We start from the raw sequence: 18860 nt of genomic DNA on the forward strand, positions 1-18860 counted from the left end.
GCGGCGCGGCGACTCAGCGCCGCATCACCTCGCCGGGCTTCAGGTGGGTGCGGTCGTATTCGATGCCGCGCCGGACCTCGGCAATCGCCTTCTCGACCGCGCGGATCGCATCGGCACGGTTGCCGCCCTTGTCGGAGCTCGCCTGCTTGAGCTCGGCCAGGGCCTGCTCCAAATGGGCCAGCGCGGTTTCCATGTGAGGCTGGGCGGCGACGGCAGCCGACGACGCGACCACCAGGGCGAGCAGGGCCAACGGGCGGGCGAACAGCATGGCGGATCCTCCTGTCAAAACGGGGTCGCTGAGGATAGCGGCCGCCCGCCGCCGCAGGCGTAACAGTTTTCAGTGCGGCCGGTCGCCGCCGCGCAACTCGGCCAGCGCCTGTTCACAGCGCTCGAAGGCCGCAAAGGCATCGCGCGTGCTGGCCAGCAGCACCTGCGCGGCGTCGGTCGGCACCAAGCGCTTGCCGTGCAGCTCGAACAGCCGAACGCCGAGCGCGTCGCTCAGCTTGCGCAGCTGGCCCGACAGGGTTGGCTGCGCCATGCACAGCGACTCGGCGGCGCGCGTCGCGCTGCCCAGCCGCACGACCGCCTCGAAGGCAGCCAGCTGCGGCAGCATGCCATGACGAAGATAGCGGCGCGGTGCGGCCGCGCGGCCGTTGGCGTTGTCGTCCATTGCCATTCCTCGGTGAACTGGGAAAGGCAAAGGTCTTGTCCAAGCGCGCTGGCTACCCGCGGGCCGGGGCTTCTCATCGACACCAGAAGCCCGTATTGACGACGGCGCGGCACACGCAATGCGTTGCTGCACTGCGCGCGGAACTACTCCCGCTTTGCAGAACTGCTTGTAGCACGCAGCGGCCCGCCTGCCAGCCCCGGGTTTTCATCGCCCCACGCCGTTCATTGCGATTCGCGAACCATCGTGAATCGCAATCGACGGGGCCGCGCGCCGCCGCACGATGGTGGCGATGGATGCCACCCCCTTCCTGACCGCCCTGCTCGCGATCGTCGTGATCGACATCGTGCTCGCGGGGGACAACGCGATCGTCATCGCGCTGGCCGCGCGTGCCCTGCCCGCGCGGCTGCAGAAGCGCGCCATCGTCTGGGGCGCCGTCGGCGCCATTGGCGTGCGCAGCCTGATGACCGTGATCGTCGTCTGGCTGCTGAAGATCCCCGGCCTGCTGCTGGCCGGCGGCACGCTGCTGCTGTGGATCGCCTACCGCCTGCTGCTGCCCGAAGAAGGCCCCGGCGACGAGCACGGGCCGGTGGCGACCACCTTCTGGGGGGCGATGCGCACCATCGTCGTCGCCGATGCCGCGATGGGGCTGGACAACGTGCTGGCGGTCGCTGGTGCAGCGCACGGCAGCTACCTGCTGGTCGTGACGGGCCTGTTGATCAGCGTGCCCATCGTCGTCTGGGGCAGCACGATGGTGCTGAAGGTCGTCGACCGCTTCCCGGGCGTCGTCTACCTGGGTGCCGGCGTGCTGGTCTGGACGGCGATCAAGATGATCGGCCACGAGCCGGTGATCCAGCCCTGGCTGACCGAGGCCCCGCTGGCGGCGGCCCTGCTCTGGCTCGCGATCCCGGCGGTGCTGTGGGCCGGCTTCGTGAAGAACCATCGCCGGCTCGAATCGCGCATCCACGCCCGCCTGGCCGAGTTCGCCGCGCTGCGCCCGCTCGGGGCCAGCTCGGAGCCCGCCGCGCCGGCGGCCGAATCCGCCGCTGCCAACGAAGGAGACCTGGCCATGCTCAAAGTCCTCGTGCCGCTCGACGGCTCGCCGAATGCCTTGCGCGCACTGCGCCACACGATGGCCGAGTACCAGCGCCACCATGAACTCGAGCTGCACCTGTTGAACGTGCAGCCCCACCTGTCGCGGCACATCGCCCGCTTCGTCAGCCGCCACGACCGCGACGCCTGGCACCGCGAGCGGGCCGAGGCCGCGATGACCGGCGCCCGGGCGCTGCTGGACCGGGCCGGCGTGCCCTACCAGGTCCACTGGGCGGCCGGCGACCGGGCGCACGAGATCTGCCGCCACGCCGAGCGCCTGGGCGCCCACCACATCGTGATGGGCACCGCACGCAAGAACTCGATCACCCGCATGCTCGAAGACTCGGTGACCCACCGCGTGCTCGAGGGCGCGCCGGTGCCGGTGGAGGTGGTCGCCGGCGAGGCGGTGTCGCGGCTGGAGCGCTGGGGGGTGCCGGCCGGCGCGCTGGCGGCCGCCGGCGGGCTGCTCTGGTTGGCCCTCGAATAGCCCGCCGCCCGGCGGGCATCGCGCCGCTCGCCTACAATCACGGCTGACGGGCCTCCTCGCATGGAAGCGCGGCCAACTGGGTCAGGTGGGGAACCAAGCAGCCCTAACTGTTGCAACCAGTGCCGGGGTCAGGCTCGTCACCCTTTTAGTCACGCCAAAGCCGCCTGGGCCCCATGCCCGGCGGCTTTGTCGTTTCTGGCCGAGCCGCGCGCGATCCAATCGTTCCTGCGTTGTCTTGAGCCCTGACGGGGCCCGTGGTAGGGTGGCCCATCGCCTCTGACATCGACAGCCACTGAAGGGGAACCCCATGGGCCTCGGCACGATCATCGCGCGCGGTGTTGCAGCAGTGTGGGTCGGCATTTGCGCGAGTGCCACGCTTGCGGCCGGCGGCGGCGCCCTCAACGACCCGCAGGAGATCTACACCAACGAGCGTGCCGGCATGCCGGGCGATGGCGTGGGCGCCAGCGTGACGATCCAATTCGTGGCCTATGCGCTCAACTCGGTGGGCGGCAAGTACAAGTTGATCCCCGTACGCGTCCGCGTCGGCGAACGCCAGGCGCCCCTGGCGCTGTCCATCGAACAGGATCGCCTGCTCGTGGCCAGCGGCGGCAAGAAGATCGTGGCCAGCTTCCAGCTGTCGGCGCTCGACCGGCCGCTGTGGGATTCGCTGTCGCCGGACCTGAAGAAGCGCCTGACCTACCCCGAGCAGCTGAGCCCCAACAGCGCCGCGGTGGTCTACGCCTTCGTGCCGCTGGCCGATCTGCCGGGGCCGATCGAGGGCTTCGAATACACGATCAAGTCGCTGCCGGCACCGCTCGTGCTCGCGCCCGAGGCGAAGAAGGCGGCCGCCATGCTGCCCGCCGACGCGCCGCAAGGCTGAGCAAGGCCGCGGGGCAAGACACATGGTCGGCGAGCTCTGGAAGGCACTGCTCGACTACCTGAAGCGCACGCCGTACTGGCCGGTGATCGAGCCGGTCGCCCTGACCGGGTTCCTGTACGCCGGCGTGTGCATCGTGTCCTACCAGTACCTGCAGTGGCGCTACCAGGTCACGCTCGATCTGCCGCTGTTCCTGCAAAGCTATCTGCTGCGGCAGGTCTCGGTCGGCTTCGCGGCGCTGGTCGGGGTGTTTCTCGCGCTCACCGTGCGCCGGCCCGCCGATCATCGGCGCCTGTCGAAGGCCGAATGGGCGCTGCGCATCGGCCTGGTGCTGATCATCGGCGCGACGGCGCTCTTCCTGCTGAAGGCCTGGTCGCCGGAATCCCGGGTCAGCCCGATCCGCGTGCGCTTCGCCGCGTTCGGTGCTTTCGCGGCCGAACCCGATGGCGGGGCCCCGCCGGGCACGCGGGACAAGGCCGCTGCGGACTACCAGCACCTGCGCGCCATGGCACCGTACCTGCTGTACGAGATCAACCACCGCCAGCGCGCATGGCAACTGGAGTTCGACACCACACCGTTCCGCACCGACCTGGTCAGCCAGGCCGACGAAGCGCGCTGCGCCCGCGACGACACCCCTGCGCTGTGCATCGCGGAGGCCTTTCACGCCCGGGCGACCGCCGAGAGCGCGAACCGCCCGCTCGTGCTCATCACCGCGCAGCCATTGGGCGGCGGCGGCACGCGGGCGTGGTTCTGGCTGAACCGCGGGCCGGTCTCGGTCGTCACGCTGGCCGACTGGGGCGGCGCGGGCAGCGCCGGCGCGATCGAATACCTCGCCTACGCCCTGGTCGTGCAGAGCGTGATGATCCACATGCAGGCCCATTGCGGGTTCACGCAACCGCCCAGCGGCACGCCCGAGGGCGTGGTCGTCGGCAACGTGTTCGACCTGCAGCCCGGCATCGACGCGATGCGCGCCGCGGTGCTGACCGGCCACTTCTCGCCCAGCGACGAGCGCCAGCTCCTCAACTGCTTCGGCCCGGAGTACATGCGCACCGCCGTCAGCCTGGCGAGCCTTCAGTGGCTGCGCACGGCCGCCGTGCGCGAGACGCTGCGCAAGGTCTACGGGGTCGAGCTGGTGGGCAGTTGAGTGCCGAGCCGGGCCGGCGCGACCCGATAATCCCTGGCATGGCGACAGGGCGTTCATCCACATCGGCAGCGTTGCGCCATGCCCGGCGTGCCTGGAACTTGCTGCAGGTGGATTCGGCCCAGGCCCGCGCGCTGGCCGAGCGGGCCATCAAGGCCGCCGTGGCCGAATCCGACGCCATGGCCGAGGGGTGGGGCCGGCTGGCGCTGGGCTTCCATCTGCTGTACTACGCCACCGCCGCCGAAGCGGCGGCCGAGCTGCGGCGGGCCCAGGCATCGTTCGAGCGCGCCGCCGACCGCCCGGGCCACCTGCTGGCCGCGGCCGGGCTGGCCCGCTCGACCTGGCGCCAGGGCCGGGCGCAGGAAGCACTCGACCTGGTGCTGCCCCGGCGCGACGAGGGCGTGCAGATTCTCAAGCACGAGCAGCTGGGCGTGCTGCTGAACGCGATTGCCGGCTGCTACTCGGCGCGCGGCGATTCCGCCCAGGCCTTTGCCTACATGTTCGAGGCGCTGCGCCACGCCGGCCCGCGCGGCGGGCGCGGTTTCGATACCGTGCTGCACTGCAACCTCGCCCATGAGCTGCTGCAGATCGGCGACTACGAGCATGCGCTGGTGCACGTGGGCCAGGGCCTGGCCCGCTGCGGCGCGCTGAAGAACGCGCGCTTGCAGAGCGTGCTGTGGATCAACCGGGTGATCGGGCTGACCGAGCTCGGCCGCGCGGCCGAGTGCCTGCCCGACATCGCCGCCCTGCTCGCCCTGCCGGCCGACCCGAGCGGGCGTGGCCGCATGGCCGCCCACTACGAAACGTTGGCGATCGCGGCGTTGCGCGCCGGCCAGGTGGCGCTGGGTGCCGATCTGGTCGAGCGGGCCTGGGGCCAGGGTGACGCGCTGTTGGCGGATGAGCGGCTCGAGCGCGATACCGCCACCGGCCTCCTGGCGCTGGCGCACGGGCGCCCGCGGGACGCCGTGGCCGCGATGCTGCCCGCGCTCGCCCGGGCCCTGCGCGACGATGAGCCGGGCTTGAGCGTGCGCATGCGTGCCCAGTTCTTCGTCGTGCTGAGCGAGGCCCACGAGGCCGCCGGCCAGGTGGCCGAATCCCTGGCTGCACTGCAGCAATCCCAGCGCCTGAGCCGCTTGCAGGGGCAGATGGCCTCCGGCGCGCGCTACCAGGCGGCCGCGCTGCACACCGAGGTCTTGCGCCTGCAGCACCGGCTGGACGAGAACGACGCGCACCGGCGCCAGCTCGAGCGCGCCCGCGCCGAACTGGCCGCGATGAACGACGAGCTGACGCGCCAGGTCAAGCAGGTGCAGGCGCTGCAGCAGGCGCTGATGGCGCAGGCCACGCAGGACCCGCTGACGGGCCTGTTCAACCGCCGCCACCTGAACGATGCGTTGCCGACGCTGTTCGCGCTGGCGCAGCGCGACGCGCAGACGATGTCGCTGGCGATCATCGACCTCGACCATTTCAAGCGCATCAACGACGAACATGGCCACGTTGCCGGCGACCGGCTGCTCGCCGCCTTCGGTGAACTGCTCGCCGGCCAGTGCCGGCGCAGCGACGTGGCGTGCCGCTACGGCGGCGAGGAGTTCTGCTTGCTGATGCCGCGCACCGATGCGGCCGGCGCGCGGCGCAAGGTGCAGACACTGCTGCGCCGCTGGCGCGCCCAAGTGTTCGAACTGGGCGGCACGACGCTGCACGGCCTGAGCTTCTCGGCCGGCATCGCCGACACCGGGCTTGCCTGCACCTCGCCGGACGCGTTGCTCAAGGCCGCCGACGACCGGCTGCTGACCGCCAAGCGCGAAGGCCGCAACCGCGTCGGCGTCGCAGCCTGATCACTCCTCCACGGCCGCGTCCGGGTTCCAGGCCGAGACGACGAAGCGCAGCTTGCCGCGGATGCCCGGCGCGGTCGTCGTCTCGAAGGCGATCGGCACCTCGATCTTGCCGCCCTTGAGCGCCTTCCAGTCGATCGGCGTGTTGGCCGGGCTGGTGCCCTGGTCCTGCCAGGCGTACTGCACGCTCCAGGTGTCGCCTTCGTTGGCCGGTGGCACCATCTCGACGATCACCGTGTTGCGGAACAGGTAGCCGCCCTCGTAGTGCTCGTCGACCCACAGCCGGCGGTCGACCTCGTAGTCGGGCACCCGCACGCCGAGCGACATGCTGTAGGCCAGCGAGCGCCGCTTCTTGTTGACCCGCGCCCGGTTGGCGAGAAACACCGTCGACACGTACTGCGTGCAGCCCTTCTTCGGCGCCTTCATCCACTGCTCGTGCGTCAGGCAGGCGACCGAATCCTCCTCGGCCGTGCGGCGCGTCAGGTACCACAGCTTGCCGCGCGGCGAGGCCTGCAGCTCGAACTGGTACAGCGCATTGACCGCCTGCCCCGCGTCCTGCGCCTTCTGCACCGCCGGCGGCAGCCGGATCTCCTCGATGTCGACCCAGATGTCGACGCGCACGTCGCCGAACAGGAAGCGCACCAGGTTCTGGTAGGCCTCTTCGCTGTTGACGATGCCGAAGTAGCCCGAGTGCGAGCGGAAGGTGAAGGCCTTGGCGCACGGCTGGCCGGCACTGCCATCGGCCTTCAGGCCGGTCAGCGTCGCGTTCTCGATGCGCACCAGGCCGTCGCTGCCGTGGCCGGCGAAGGTGCGCGAGGCACCCAGCGCCACCTCGTAGTCCATACGGTTGCTGCCGACCATGCAGAACACCCGCTCGGGCGCAAAGCGGTCTTCGCGGATCCAGTCGACCCGCCCGCTGGCCGCCAGCGCGTCCTTCAGGTCGAGGTAGTCGGCCATGCGGTCGCGGTTGAAATTGTTCATGTCCGCCACGCTGAGCCACGAGGGCACGTTGACGCCCGCCACCTCGATGCCGTTGTGCGGCGTCGCGTAGGTGAAGAACTTGTCGACGTACTGGCGCGGGTGGTCCTTCTTCTTGAACGGCGTCTTGCCCTGCAGCAGGCCGCGGCAGACCAGGCCTCCCATCGAATGCGCGACCAGGTAGCAGCGGAAATCCTCGGGGGCGATGCCGTTCTCGGCGTTGCTGCAGACGAGGTCGCGCACGCGCAGGATCAGCTCGCCGAGCTTGGCCGAGAACTGCTCGATGTCGGGCACCTGGCCGATGCCGAGCAGGCGCGACGCCTCGTCGTAGTACCGGAAGACGACGATCGACCGCGCGCTGAGGGTGTTCTCGCTGTCGGCGCTCCACTCGGGGTCGAGGATGTCGTAGCCGTCCTGGTAGACGTCGCGGTACTCGAAGTCCGAGGCCAGCCTCACCACCGGCGATTCGAAGATGTACTTGCGCGGCTGCCGCGCCTTGTCGGGCACCGCGCGGTAGACGGTCGAGCCGAGATTGAAGCCGCAGAACGGGTCGGCGCTGGTCTCGTCGATCTCGGTCGGCGTCATCGCATAACCGCGCACATAGATGATCGGGTGAAACGGGGCGTGGGGATTCGACATGGAAGGTCCTCGGTGCAGCTTGTCGTTGTGGACCGCGACGAATCGCAGCGCGGCGGCCCCCGCCGCATTGGAGCCGGCCCAGGCGCGCCTGGGCATCCCAAGAATCTATGACGCGCCTTGCCGCGGGCCGGCGTCACCGCTCTCCCGAAAGACCCCGTCCGCCGGTGATACGCTTGCGAATTGGTTAGCCGAGCTAAGCAATGCCCCCGACCCGCCCCGTCAAAGTCCCCCGACCCAGCGCCACGGACAGCGCCACCGAGGTGCTCGACGTGGTGCCGGCGGTGATGGACGCGCTGCGCCACGCGATGCGCAGCCACGTGGGCGATCAGCTCTCGGTGCCCCAGTTCCGCTGCCTGAACTTCATCGCCCACCAGCCCGGGGCCTCGGTCAGTGCGGTGGCCGCGTTTCTCGGCGTCACGCTGCCGACCGCATCGACGATGGTCGACCGCCTGGTGCGCGCCGGCGCCGTCGAGCCGCGCACCGCGGCCGATGACCGCCGCCGCTCGCAGCTTCACCTGACCGAAGCAGGCGCGGCCCAGCTGGCGCAGATCCGCCTCGGCGCACGGGCCGAGCTCGCCGAGGTGCTCGCCGGCCGCAGCGCCGAGGAACTGCGCACGCTGCATGCCGGGCTGGCCGTGTTGCGCGATGTCTTCGCTTCCACCGCCGCCCGCTGACACCCGCTGACGAAAAACCTCCAACACCCATCGTCCATGACCCGGTTTCACCTGCCCGCCCGCGCGACTGCGCTCGCCCTGCCCCTCGCGGCCGCCCTGCTGGCCGGCTGCCAACGCGCGCCCGACGGCGCTGGTGCTGCCGCGCCTGCGGCCTCGCCGCCGGGCGGTGCGGCGTCGGCGGCGCCGGTGGGCGTGACGACCGTCGCCGCGCGTCAGCACGACCTGCCGATCACCATCTCCGGCGCCGGCGCCGTCACGCCGCTGTCCAGCGTCGACGTGCGGCCGCAGGTCAACAGCGTGATCGCGAAGGTGCACATCCGCGAGGGCCAGTTCGTCAAGGCCGGCGAGCTGCTGTTCACGCTGGACGCCCGCTCGGACGAGGCCCGGGTCGCACAGGCCCAGGCCCAGGTCGCGCGCGACCAGGCCACGCTGGCCGACGCACAGCGCCAGCTCACCCGCAGCCGCGAGTTGCTGGCACAGAACTTCATCTCGCAAGGCCAGGTCGACGCCAACCAGGCCACGGTCGATGCCGCTGCCGCGCTGGTCGCGGCCGATCGCGCCGCCCTGGCCGCGGCCCGCGTCGCGCTCGGCTATGCCCGCATCACCGCGCCGAGCGCCGGCAGGGTCGGCACGATCGCGGTCTACCCCGGCACGGCGGTGAAAGCCAGCGACACCTCGCTGGTCACGATCACGCAGCTCGACCCGATCGCCGTCGCCTTCGCCCTGCCCCAGCGCCTGCTGCCGGATGCGCTGGCGGCGCTGCCGGGCGGCGGTGCGCCGGTCAGCGCCACGCTGCCTGACGCGAACCAGGCGACCAACCAGGTGCTGCAGGGGCGGTTGAAGTTCGTCGACAACCTGGTCGATGCGGGCTCGGGAACCGTCAAGGCCAAGGCCGTCTTCGACAACCCCGGCAACCGGCTCTGGCCCGGTGCCTTCGTCAACATCTCGATGACAGCCCGCGTGCTCAAGGGCGCGGTGCTGGTGCCGCAAGCCTCGGTCATCCAGGGCTCGCGCGGCGACATCGTCTACGTGGTGGCGAACGGCCACGCCGAAGCGCGGCCGGTGCAAGTCGTCCAGGGCCAGGGCGAAGAGGCCGCCGTCAGCGGCGTGCGCCCCGGCGAACGCATCGTGCTCGACGGGCGGCAGAACCTGCGTCCCGGCGCGGCGGTGGTCGAGCGCGCGGCGACCTCCGCTTCGGCGGGCTCGGCATCCGCATCGGGATCCGCATCGGCAAGCAGCGCCGCGCGCAAGGCCTCGGCACCATGAACCTGTCCGAACTGTTCATCCGCCGTCCGGTGATGACGGTGCTGCTCAACGCCGCCATCGTGCTGGCCGGCGTGATCGCCTACCGCAGCATCCCCATCGCCGCCCTGCCCAGCTATGACACGCCGGTCATCAACGTCGGCGCCTCGCTGCCGGGCGCCAGCCCGGAAACGATGGCGACCTCGGTCGCGCTGCCGCTGGAAAAGCAGTTCCAGACCATCCCGGGGCTGAAGACGATCAGCTCCTCGAGCACGCTGGGCAACACCTCGCTGACGCTGGAGTTCGAGGAAGGGCGGGATGTCGATGCCGCCGCGGTCGACGTGCAGGCCGCGCTGCTGCGCGCCCAGCGCGCGCTGCCGCAGGACATGACCTCGCCGCCCTCGTACCGCAAGGTCAACCCGGCCGATGCGCCGGTGCTGTTCATCGCGCTGACCTCGCCCTCGCTGACGCCGACCGAACTGCAGGACTATGCCGAGCACCTGATCTCGCCGGCGCTGTCGACGCTCGACGGCGTCGCGCAGATCAACATCTTCGGCGCCAAGCGCTTCGCCGTGCGGGTGCGGGTCGACCCCGAGGCGCTGGCTGCGCGCAACCTGGGGCTGGACGAGCTCTCAACGGCGCTGCGCGCCGCCAACGTCAACACCCCCGTCGGCACGCTCGACGGCCCGCGCCAGACGCTGACGCTGCAGGCGAATCGCCAGCTGCGCAACGCCGCCGAGTTCGCCGAGCTGATCGTCGCCACCCGCGCCGGCAACCCGGTGCGGCTGAGGGACGTGGCCAGCGTCGAGGACAGCATCGAGTCGATGAAGACCTGGGCCACGCTGAACGGCGACACCGCGATCTCGATCGGCGTCTACCGCCAACCCGGCGCCAACACCGTGCGCGTGGTCGACGCGGTGCGCACCGCGCTGCCCGGGCTGCGCAGCGAACTGCCGCAGTCGGTGGTGATCACGCCGGTCAACGACCGCTCGGCATCGATCCGCGAGGCGCTGCACGACGTGACGCTGACGCTGCTGGGCACGATCGCGCTGGTGGTGATGGTGATCTTCCTGTTCCTGCGCCGCTTCGTCGCCACCGCGATCCCGACGCTGTCGCTGCCGGTGTCGCTGGTCGGCGCGGTCGCGCTGCTGTGGGGGCTCGACTACAGCCTGGACAACATCTCGCTGCTCGGCCTGACGCTGGCGGTGGGCCTGGTCGTCGATGACGCGATCGTGATGCTCGAGAACATCGTGCGCCACGTCGAGGCCGGCGAGCGGCCGTTCCAGGCGGCACTGCGCGGGTCGCGCGAGGTCGGCTTCACGATCATCTCGATCTCGACCTCGCTGGTCGCCGTCTTCATCCCGATCTTCTTCATGCCCGGCGTGATCGGGCTGCTGTTCCACGAGTTCGCGGTGATCGTCGGGCTGGCGATCATCGTCTCGGCCTTCGTCTCGCTGACGCTGGTGCCGATGCTGGCCAGCCGGTTCCTGGCCGACGAAGAGCACAAGAAGAAGCCCGGTGCGCTGGTGCGCGCCTTCGAACGCGGCTTCGACGCCGTGCTGGCCACCTACACCCGCACGCTCGATGCGGCGCTGGCGCATCGGCGCTTCGTGCTCGTCGTCGCGCTGCTGACCTTCATTGCCACCGCCTGGCTCTTCGCGGTCGTTCCCAAGGGCTTCTTCCCGGAAGAGGACATCGGCCAGGTCTTCATCAACACCGAGGCCGCCGAAGACACCTCCTTCGACGAGATGGTGCGCCTGCAGGAGCGCGCCGCGGCCATCGTGCGGGCGAACCCGAATGTCGCCACCGTCAGCTCGTTCAACGGCGGCGGCGGCGCGCAGAACACCGGCCGCATCTTCATCAACCTCAAGCCGCGCGGCGAACGCGAGCCGATGAAGCAGGTGCTCGAAGGCATGCGGCGCGACCTGCGCGAGGTCGTCGGGTTGAACGTGTTCCCGACCCCGATCCAGAACCTGCGCCTGGGTGGCCGGATCAGCAAGGCGCGCTACCAGTACGTGCTGCAAAGCGTGCGCGCCGACGAACTGAACGAGTGGGCGCTGAAGCTGCAGGAGCGCCTGCGCGCCGACCCGGCCTTTCGCGATGTCAACACCGACGCCCAGCTGCGCGGGCTGCAGGCTGAGTTGAAGATCGACCGCGACCGGGCCAACACCCTGGGCGTGTCGATCGATGCGATCCGCTCGGCGCTGTACAGCGCCTTCGGCGAGCGGCAGGTGTCGACGATCTACCTGCCGACCGACAGCTACCAGGTCATCATGGAAGTGGCCCCCGAGGCCAAGCAGGACGAGCGGGCACTGGCCGGCATCTACGTTCGCGCGGCCACCGGCGCGCTCGTGCCGCTGTCGGCCTTCGCGACGGTCGCGCGCGGCGTCGGCCCGACCTCGGTCAACCACGTCGGCCAGTTGCAGGCGGTGACGGTGTCGTTCAACCTCGCGCCGGGCGTGGCGCTGGGCGATGCCACGGCCAAGGTCGAGGCCGCACGCGAGGCGATCCGCATGCCGGCGTCCGTCGTCGCGAGCTATGGCGGCGACGTGGCGGTGTTCAAGAGCTCTCAGGGCAACCAGGTGGTGCTGATCGTCGCGGCGCTGCTGGTGATCTACGTGCTGCTGGGCGTGCTGTACGAAAGCTTCATCCACCCGCTGACGATCCTTGCCGGCCTGCCCTCGGCCGCTGTCGGCGCGCTCGGCACGCTGATGCTCTTCGGGCAGGACCTGACGCTGATCGCGACGATCGGCATCGTGCTGCTGATCGGCATCGTGAAGAAGAACGCCATCATGATGATCGACTTCGCGCTCGATGCGCAGCGCTCGCGCGGCTTGGCGCCACGCGAGGCGATCCATGAGGCCTGCGTGCTGCGCTTCCGGCCGATCATGATGACCACGCTGGCCGCGCTGATGGGCGCGCTGCCGATCGCGCTGGGCATCGGCGCCGGTGCCGAGCTGCGCCAGCCGCTGGGCCTGGCGGTCGTCGGCGGCCTGGTCTTCTCGCAGGCGGTGACGCTCTACATCACGCCGGTGATCTACCTCGCGCTGGATCGCTTCAGCGGACGCGGCCCGGTGACGATCCCCGAGACCACCGCCACCTGAAACCCGCCGCGCCTGGCCACTCGCTCAGCGGCGCGTGCCCCAGGCCGGCGGCCGCTTCTCGTTGAAGGCCTGCACGCCCTCGAGCGCCGCCTCGTCCATCATGTTGCAGGCCATGGTCTGGCCGGCATCGATGTAGGCGGCCTCGACGCCCGCCTCGAGCTGGCGGTAGAACAGCTCCTTGCCCAGCGCCACCGCGATGCGCGGCTTGGAGACGATGCTGGCGGCGAGCTTCTCCACCTCGGCATCCAGCGCCGCCGCGTCGTCGACCAGGCGGTTGACCAGGCCGCGACGCTGCGCCTCCTCGGCCGAGATGAATTCGCCGGTCACCAGCATCTCGAAAGCCTCCTTGCGGCCGACGTTGCGGCTCAAGGCCACCGCCGGCGTCGAACAGAACAAGCCCAGGTTGACGCCACTGACGGCGAAACGAGCGCTGCGCACGGCCACCGCCAGGTCACATGTCGCCACCAGCTGGCAGCCGGCGGCGGTGGCCACCCCCTGCACCTTGGCGATCACCGGGATGGGCAGGCGCTGGATCGCGAGCATCACCTTGGCACAGCGGGCGAACAGCCCGCGGTAGTAGTCGAGCGAGGGCTGGGCCCGCATTTCGCGCAGGTCGTGCCCCGCGCAGAAGGCCTTGCCCGACGCCGCCAGCACCAGCACGCGCGCACTGCCGTCGTTCATCAGCGCATCCAGTTCGGCCTGCAGCGCGGCCAGCATGCCATCGGACAGCGCGTTGAACGCCTGCGGGCGGTTCAGCGTCACCGTCACCACACCGCGCGGGTCGTCGTGGCGCAGCAGCAAGGGGTCGTCTTCGGTCAGCATTCGCGCTCTCCTTCCGGGCCGTCGTGATCGGCCCCAATGTAGCCCCATGCGCAAGCGGCGGGCTTGCGCCCGAACAGTCAGGGCCCCGCCGGGCCGCCGTCACGGCGCGCGACGAAGCTCACCGGCTCATGGGGCGTCGTGCCACCCTCGGTCTGCATCACGAAGCGGATCTCGTCGGCCGCCACGTGGCCGCGATAGTGGTGCACGAGCTCGGCGCCGTCCATCTCGCTGCTGCGCGTCACGAAGCTCACGCCCTGTGCGTCGACGCGCCCTTCGAGCAGGCCGCGCGCGACGCCCAGGAAGGTGACGCTGCCATGCAGCTCGCCGGCCTCACCGTCGAGGCGCAGGCGTTCGCGGTATTGCGCATTCGGCCAGTCGTACCGCACCTCGGCCACCCAGTCCCCGTTGACGGCCGGGCGCGCCGGCGAGCGCCCCCACTGCCGCTTCCACGCCGCGGCGCCGGCCAACGCCGCCACCAGGCCCGCCGCCCCCAGCCACAGCGCGCGGCGCCGCCACGCCGCGGGGCGGGTTGCCGCAGGCAGGCCGATGGCGGCCACCAGGCGCTCGATGTCGCCGGCAAAGCGGGCATTGCCCACCTCCAGCGCCTGCAGGCCGGCCAGCGGGCGCAGCTCCTCGGGCAACTCGGCGGCCGAGGGCATCGGTGCGCCGTCGAGCAGCAGCGGAATGACGCGCAGGCCGCGGTGCAGCGCGGCGGCCACCTCTCTGCGCACGAAATCAACCGGCTCGTCCAACCGGGCCGGCGCGCCCTCGCGCTCGCCGCGCCAGCGCCGGCCGATCAGCACGAGCAACACGCCGGCCTCGGCCACGGCCCGTTCGATGACCTCGGCGAAGCCCTGGCCGGCGGCGATGTCGTCCACGTCCATGAAGACCCGCTGGGGACCGAAGCGTTCGGACAGCTCCGCGGCGATCGCCCGGGCATAGCCGGCGGCATCGTCGCGGCGGTAGCTGATGAAGACCTGGGCGGCGGTCATGGGAAGCGGCATCGTGGCCAAGGGGCGGCGCGCCAGCATAGCGCCGCGTGGCACGGGGCTCGGTTACACTGCCCGCTTGCCAGGAGAGAGCCCCATCCGGGGCCGCCGAAGGCGCAGAGGGCGTACACCCCTCGAACGCTCAGGCAAAAGGACTGGCAAGCGCTTCGCGTCAGGATGCGAGGCGTTCCTCACTGGAGAGAGACGGGTCCCGGAACCCGTCCACCGAAGGGGCAAGCGGCAACCGGCCACCCAGCCGGCGCCGTCAATCTCTCAGGTAAAGCGGACAGCGAGGGCATTTCCGACCGTTTCAGGTTCCTTGGATTGCCCTCGACACAGGATCTCACCGATGTCCGCTGCCGCCCCCGCCTCCGCCCTGCTGCAGACCCCGCTGCACGCCCTGCACCTCGAACTCGGCGCCCGCATGGTGCCTTTCGCCGGCTATGCGATGCCGGTGCAATACCCCGCCGGCCTGATGGCCGAGCACAAGCAGTGCCGCGAAGCCGCCGCGCTGTTCGATGTCTCGCACATGGGCCAATTGCGCCTGATCGGCCCCGATGCGGCCGCGGCGCTCGAAACGCTGGTGCCGGTCGACGTGATCGACCTGGCCGCCGGCAAGCAGCGCTACGCCTTCTTCACCAATGAGCAAGGCGGCCTGCTCGACGACCTGATGATCACCCGCCCCGGGGCGGCCGACGCACCGGCCTTCGGCGATCTGTTCGTCGTCGTCAACGCAGGCTGCAAGGACGCCGACATCGCCCACCTTCAGGCCCGCATCGGCCAGCGCTGCGAGGTTCGCCCGCTGCCCGAGCGCGCGCTGCTGGCGCTGCAGGGCCCGCTGGCCGCGCAGGCCCTGGCGCGCCTGAACCCGGCCGTGAATTCGCTGACCTTCATGACCGGTGCCGGCGTCAGGCTGGCCGGTGCCGCCTGCTTCGTGACCCGCTCGGGCTACACCGGCGAAGACGGCTTCGAGATCTCGGTGCCGGCCAGCCAGGCCGTTGCGCTGGCCCGGGAGCTGCTGGCCCAGCCCGAGGTCAAGCCCGCCGGCCTGGGCGCCCGCGACACGCTGCGCCTCGAAGGCGGCATGTGCCTGTACGGCCACGACATCGACACCAGCACCACCCCGGTCGAGGCCGCACTGACCTGGGCGATCCAGAAGGTGCGCCGCGCTGGTGGCGCCCGTGCCGGCGGCTACCCCGGCGCCGCCGTGATCGACGCCCAGCTCGCCGGCGGCGCACTGCGCAAGCGCGTCGGCCTGATCGGGCTGGAACGCGCGCCGGTGCGCGAAGGCGCGAAGCTGGTCGCTGCCGACGGCACCGAACTCGGCATCGTCACCAGCGGCACGCTGGGCCCCACGGTCAACCAGCCGGTCGCCATGGCCTACCTGCCGACCTCGCATGCCAGCGTCGGCACCGAGGTCTTTGCCGAGGTGCGCGGCAAGCGCCTGCCGATGCGCGTGGCGCCCATGCCCTTCGCGCCGCACCGCTACCACCGCGGCTGAACACCGGCCCCCGGGTCAACGGCCTTGACCGTCGGCCCGCCCTGAATCAACCTTCGCCCACCCCACCCCATTTCCCGAGGAGCCACGCCCATGACGACCAAATTCACCGCCGACCACGAGTGGATCAACATCGAAGACCACGAGGCCGCGGTGGTCGGCATCACGCTGCATGCACAGGACGCGCTGGGCGACGTGGTGTTCGTCGACCTGCCCGAAGTCGGCAAGACCTACGCCAAGGGCGATGTCGCCGGCGTCGTCGAATCGGTCAAAGCTGCGGCCGACATCTACATGCCCGTCAGCGGCGAGGTGGTCGAGGTCAACGAGGAGCTGCGCGCCAACCCGGCGCTGGCCAACACCGACCCGATGGGCAACGGCTGGTTCTTCAAGGTCCACGTGACCAACATGGCCGAGTTCGACGAGCTGATGGATCCGCCGTCGTACGACGCTCTGCTGAAGACGCTGTAACCCCCTCTCCCGCGTTCCCCGCTGTAGCCACCGGCCGGCGCCACGGCGATGTGCGCCGCGGCCGGCCCTGCCCCCTCCCGCCCTTCCTGCGCCATGCTGATGCACGCCCATACCCCCCTCGACGCCCTCGAAAACCACGGCGAATTCGTCGCCCGCCACATCGGCCCCGAGGGTGCCGAGGAGGCGCGCATGCTCAGCGTGATCGGCGCCGCCTCGCGCCAGGCGCTGATCGATGCGATCGTGCCGCGCTCGATCGCGCGCAGCACGCCGATGGCCCTGCCGCCGGCGGCCACCGAGGCCGAGGCGCTGGCCGAGCTGCGCGCGGTGGCGGCGAAGAACAAGGTGCTCAAGAGCTTCATCGGCCAGGGCTACCACGGCACCCACACGCCGGGCGTCATCCTGCGCAACATCCTCGAGAACCCGGCCTGGTACACCGCCTACACGCCCTACCAGGCCGAGATCTCGCAGGGCCGGATGGAAGCGCTGGTCAACTTCCAGACCATGATCGCCGAGCTGACCGGCATGGCGATCGCCAATGCCTCGATGCTCGACGAAGCCACCGCCGCGGCCGAGGCGATGACGCTGGCCAAGCGCAGCGTCAAGAGCAAGAGCAACACGATCATCGTCGCGGGTGATTGCCACCCGCAGACGATCGAGGTCGTCAAGACCCGCGCCGAGCCGCTGGGCCTGCAGGTGCTGGTCGGCTTCGCACCGAAGCTGATGGAAGAGCACGACTACTTCGCAGTGCTTGCACAGTACCCGGCCACCGACGGCCTGATCCACGACATGCGCGCGGTCGTCGAGGTGGCCCATGCCAAGCAGGCCGCCTTCATCGTCGCAGCCGACCTGCTGGCGCTGACGCTGCTGGCCGCCCCGGGCGAATGGGGTGCCGACATCGTGATCGGCAACACCCAGCGCTTCGGCGTGCCGATGGGCGCGGGCGGCCCGCACGCGGCCTACATGGCCTGCCGCGACGACTTCAAGCGCTCGATGCCGGGCCGCCTGGTCGGCGTGAGCGTCGATGTGCACGGCGCGCCCGCGTACCGCCTGGCCCTGCAGACGCGCGAGCAGCACATCCGCCGCGAGAAGGCGACCTCGAACATCTGCACCGCGCAGGTGCTGCTGGCGGTCATCGCCAGCATGTACGCGGTCTACCACGGCCCCGAGGGCCTGAAGCGCATCGCGACGCGCGTGGCGAGCTACACCGCGATCCTGGCCGAGGGGCTGGCCAAGCTGGGCCTGAAGGTCACGAACCCGTTCGCCTTCGACACCGTGACGGTCGAGACCGGCGAGCGCACCGACGAGGTCATCGCCCGCGCGCTGGCGGCCGGCGCCAACCTGCGCCGCGTCTCGCCCCGGCATGTCGGCGTCTCGCTGGACGAAACGACGACGCGCGCCGACCTCGCCGCGCTGTGGCACTGGTTCGCTGCCGCCGGCCAGACGCTGCCCAGCGTCGACGACTACGCCCAGGGCGTGGCCCTGCGCCTGCCCGAGGGGCTGCGCCGCACCAGCGCCTTCCTGACGCACCCGGTGTTCAACAGCCACCACAGCGAAACCGAGATGCTGCGCTACCTGCGCCGCCTGGCCGACAAGGACCTCGCGCTGGACCGCAGCATGATTCCGCTGGGCTCGTGCACGATGAAGCTGAACGCGACCAGCGAGATGATCCCCATCACCTGGCCCGAGTTCGCGCACCTGCACCCCTTCGCCCCGATGGACCAGGCGCAGGGCTACCGCGAGCTCGTGGCGCAGCTCGAGAAGATGCTGGTCGAGTGCACGGGATACGCGGCCGTGTCCATGCAGCCCAACGCGGGCTCCCAGGGCGAGTACGCGGGCCTCCTCGCGATCCGCGGCTGGCACCGGTCACGCGGCGAGGGCCACCGGAAGGTCTGCCTCATCCCTGCGTCCGCCCACGGCACGAACCCCGCCAGCGCGGTCATGGCCGGCTACCGGGTCGTGGTCGTGGCGACCGATCCGCACGGGAACGTCGACCTCGACTACCTGCGGGCGAAGATCGCCGCGAACGCGGCCGACCTGGGCGCCCTGATGATCACGTACCCCAGCACCCACGGCGTGTTCGAGGAGGCGATCGTCGAGATCTGCGACACCATCCACGCGCACGGCGGACAGGTCTACACCGATGGCGCGAACCTCAATGCGCTGGTCGGCGTGGCCAAGCCCGGCAAGTATGGCTCGGACGTGTCGCACCTGAACCTGCACAAGACCTTCTGCATTCCGCACGGCGGGGGCGGCCCGGGCGTCGGACCGGTCGCGGTCAAGGCGCATCTGGCGAAGTTCCTGCCGGGCGGGCTCGGCGACGTCGTCAACGGCGAGCATCCGGTCGGCATGGTCA

At 70.6% G+C, this 18860-nt stretch carries 15 protein-coding genes, 1 other RNA gene, 1 pseudogene and 2 riboswitches; of the genes and pseudogenes, 12 read left to right on the forward strand and 5 right to left on the reverse strand.

Annotation, left to right across the window (positions count from 1 at the left end; translation table 11 throughout):
• Positions 1-13: 13 nt before the first annotated feature.
• Positions 14-268 (reverse strand): hypothetical protein, encoded by a 255-nt coding sequence (locus VJ693_RS02915; RefSeq protein WP_324151965.1) that lies wholly within the window; start codon positions 266-268, stop codon positions 14-16.
• Positions 269-337: 69 nt separating this feature from the next.
• A complete protein-coding gene (locus VJ693_RS02920; protein WP_324151966.1) occupies positions 338-670 on the reverse strand; it encodes a LysR family transcriptional regulator in 333 nt (110 codons plus the stop codon).
• A gap of 280 nt (positions 671-950) precedes the next feature.
• Between VJ693_RS02920 and VJ693_RS02925 the strand changes: the two are divergent.
• From VJ693_RS02925 to VJ693_RS02950, 6 genes and pseudogenes are all read left to right on the forward strand, one after another.
• A pseudogene (locus VJ693_RS02925) lies at positions 951-1616 on the forward strand (TerC family protein); the annotation flags it as partial.
• A gap of 120 nt (positions 1617-1736) precedes the next feature.
• On the forward strand, positions 1737-2246 hold the full coding sequence (locus tag VJ693_RS02930; protein WP_324151982.1) for a universal stress protein: 510 nt from the start codon (positions 1737-1739) through the stop codon (positions 2244-2246).
• 45 nt (positions 2247-2291) lie between these two features.
• Positions 2292-2388: signal recognition particle sRNA small type (gene ffs / locus VJ693_RS02935), an RNA gene on the forward strand.
• A gap of 165 nt (positions 2389-2553) precedes the next feature.
• Positions 2554-3126: a hypothetical protein gene (locus VJ693_RS02940; protein WP_324151967.1), complete on the forward strand. Its 573-nt coding sequence runs from the start codon at positions 2554-2556 to the stop codon at positions 3124-3126.
• 22 nt (positions 3127-3148) lie between these two features.
• On the forward strand, positions 3149-4267 hold the full coding sequence (locus VJ693_RS02945; protein WP_324151968.1) for a hypothetical protein: 1119 nt from the start codon (positions 3149-3151) through the stop codon (positions 4265-4267).
• Positions 4268-4305: 38 nt separating this feature from the next.
• Positions 4306-6096, forward strand: a complete 1791-nt coding sequence (locus VJ693_RS02950; protein WP_324151969.1) for a diguanylate cyclase — start codon at positions 4306-4308, stop codon at positions 6094-6096.
• Here VJ693_RS02950 and VJ693_RS02955 read toward each other — a convergent pair whose 3' ends face one another.
• The gene (locus tag VJ693_RS02955; RefSeq protein WP_324151970.1) at positions 6097-7710 is read right to left on the reverse strand and encodes a hypothetical protein; all 1614 of its coding nucleotides are present in this window, start codon (positions 7708-7710) and stop codon (positions 6097-6099) included.
• Between the two features lie 200 nt (positions 7711-7910).
• Here VJ693_RS02955 and VJ693_RS02960 point away from each other — a divergent pair, with 200 nt between their 5' ends.
• From VJ693_RS02960 to VJ693_RS02970, 3 genes are read left to right on the forward strand one after another with little or no spacing between them, the layout of a single operon-like run.
• A complete protein-coding gene (locus tag VJ693_RS02960) occupies positions 7911-8384 on the forward strand; it encodes a MarR family transcriptional regulator (RefSeq protein ID WP_324151971.1) in 474 nt (157 codons plus the stop codon).
• A 36-nt stretch (positions 8385-8420) separates the two neighbouring features.
• The gene (locus VJ693_RS02965) at positions 8421-9650 is read left to right on the forward strand and encodes an efflux RND transporter periplasmic adaptor subunit (protein WP_324151972.1); all 1230 of its coding nucleotides are present in this window, start codon (positions 8421-8423) and stop codon (positions 9648-9650) included.
• On the forward strand, positions 9647-12730 hold the full coding sequence (locus VJ693_RS02970; protein WP_324151973.1) for an efflux RND transporter permease subunit: 3084 nt from the start codon (positions 9647-9649) through the stop codon (positions 12728-12730). The genes VJ693_RS02965 and VJ693_RS02970 overlap by 4 nt, the downstream gene beginning before the upstream one ends.
• A gap of 24 nt (positions 12731-12754) precedes the next feature.
• Here the strand turns inward: VJ693_RS02970 and VJ693_RS02975 are convergent, their stop codons facing one another.
• Together VJ693_RS02975 and VJ693_RS02980 are read right to left on the reverse strand one after the other, a co-directional pair.
• Complete coding sequence (locus VJ693_RS02975) at positions 12755-13552, reverse strand: enoyl-CoA hydratase (RefSeq protein WP_324151974.1); 798 nt, start codon at positions 13550-13552, stop codon at positions 12755-12757.
• Between the two features lie 77 nt (positions 13553-13629).
• Positions 13630-14544 (reverse strand): toll/interleukin-1 receptor domain-containing protein, encoded by a 915-nt coding sequence (locus VJ693_RS02980; protein ID WP_324151975.1) that lies wholly within the window; start codon positions 14542-14544, stop codon positions 13630-13632.
• Positions 14545-14614: 70 nt separating this feature from the next.
• Positions 14615-14709, forward strand: a riboswitch (glycine riboswitch).
• Positions 14710-14725: 16 nt separating this feature from the next.
• Positions 14726-14841, forward strand: a riboswitch (glycine riboswitch).
• Positions 14842-14890: 49 nt separating this feature from the next.
• On the opposite strand from VJ693_RS02980, the gene gcvT reads away from it, so the two are divergent.
• From gcvT to gcvP, 3 genes are all read left to right on the forward strand, one after another.
• Entirely contained in the window at positions 14891-16042 is a 1152-nt protein-coding gene (gcvT, locus tag VJ693_RS02985) for a glycine cleavage system aminomethyltransferase GcvT (RefSeq protein ID WP_324151976.1), read from the forward strand.
• Positions 16043-16132: 90 nt separating this feature from the next.
• Complete coding sequence (gene gcvH, locus VJ693_RS02990) at positions 16133-16507, forward strand: glycine cleavage system protein GcvH (RefSeq protein ID WP_324151977.1); 375 nt, start codon at positions 16133-16135, stop codon at positions 16505-16507.
• A gap of 93 nt (positions 16508-16600) precedes the next feature.
• On the forward strand, positions 16601-18860 hold a 2260-nt coding region (gcvP, locus tag VJ693_RS02995), incomplete at its 3' end, for an aminomethyl-transferring glycine dehydrogenase (protein WP_324151978.1).

The sequence above is a fragment of the Ideonella sp. genome (genome assembly GCF_035254525.1).
Taxonomy (GTDB): Bacteria; Pseudomonadota; Gammaproteobacteria; order Burkholderiales; family Burkholderiaceae_C; genus Ideonella.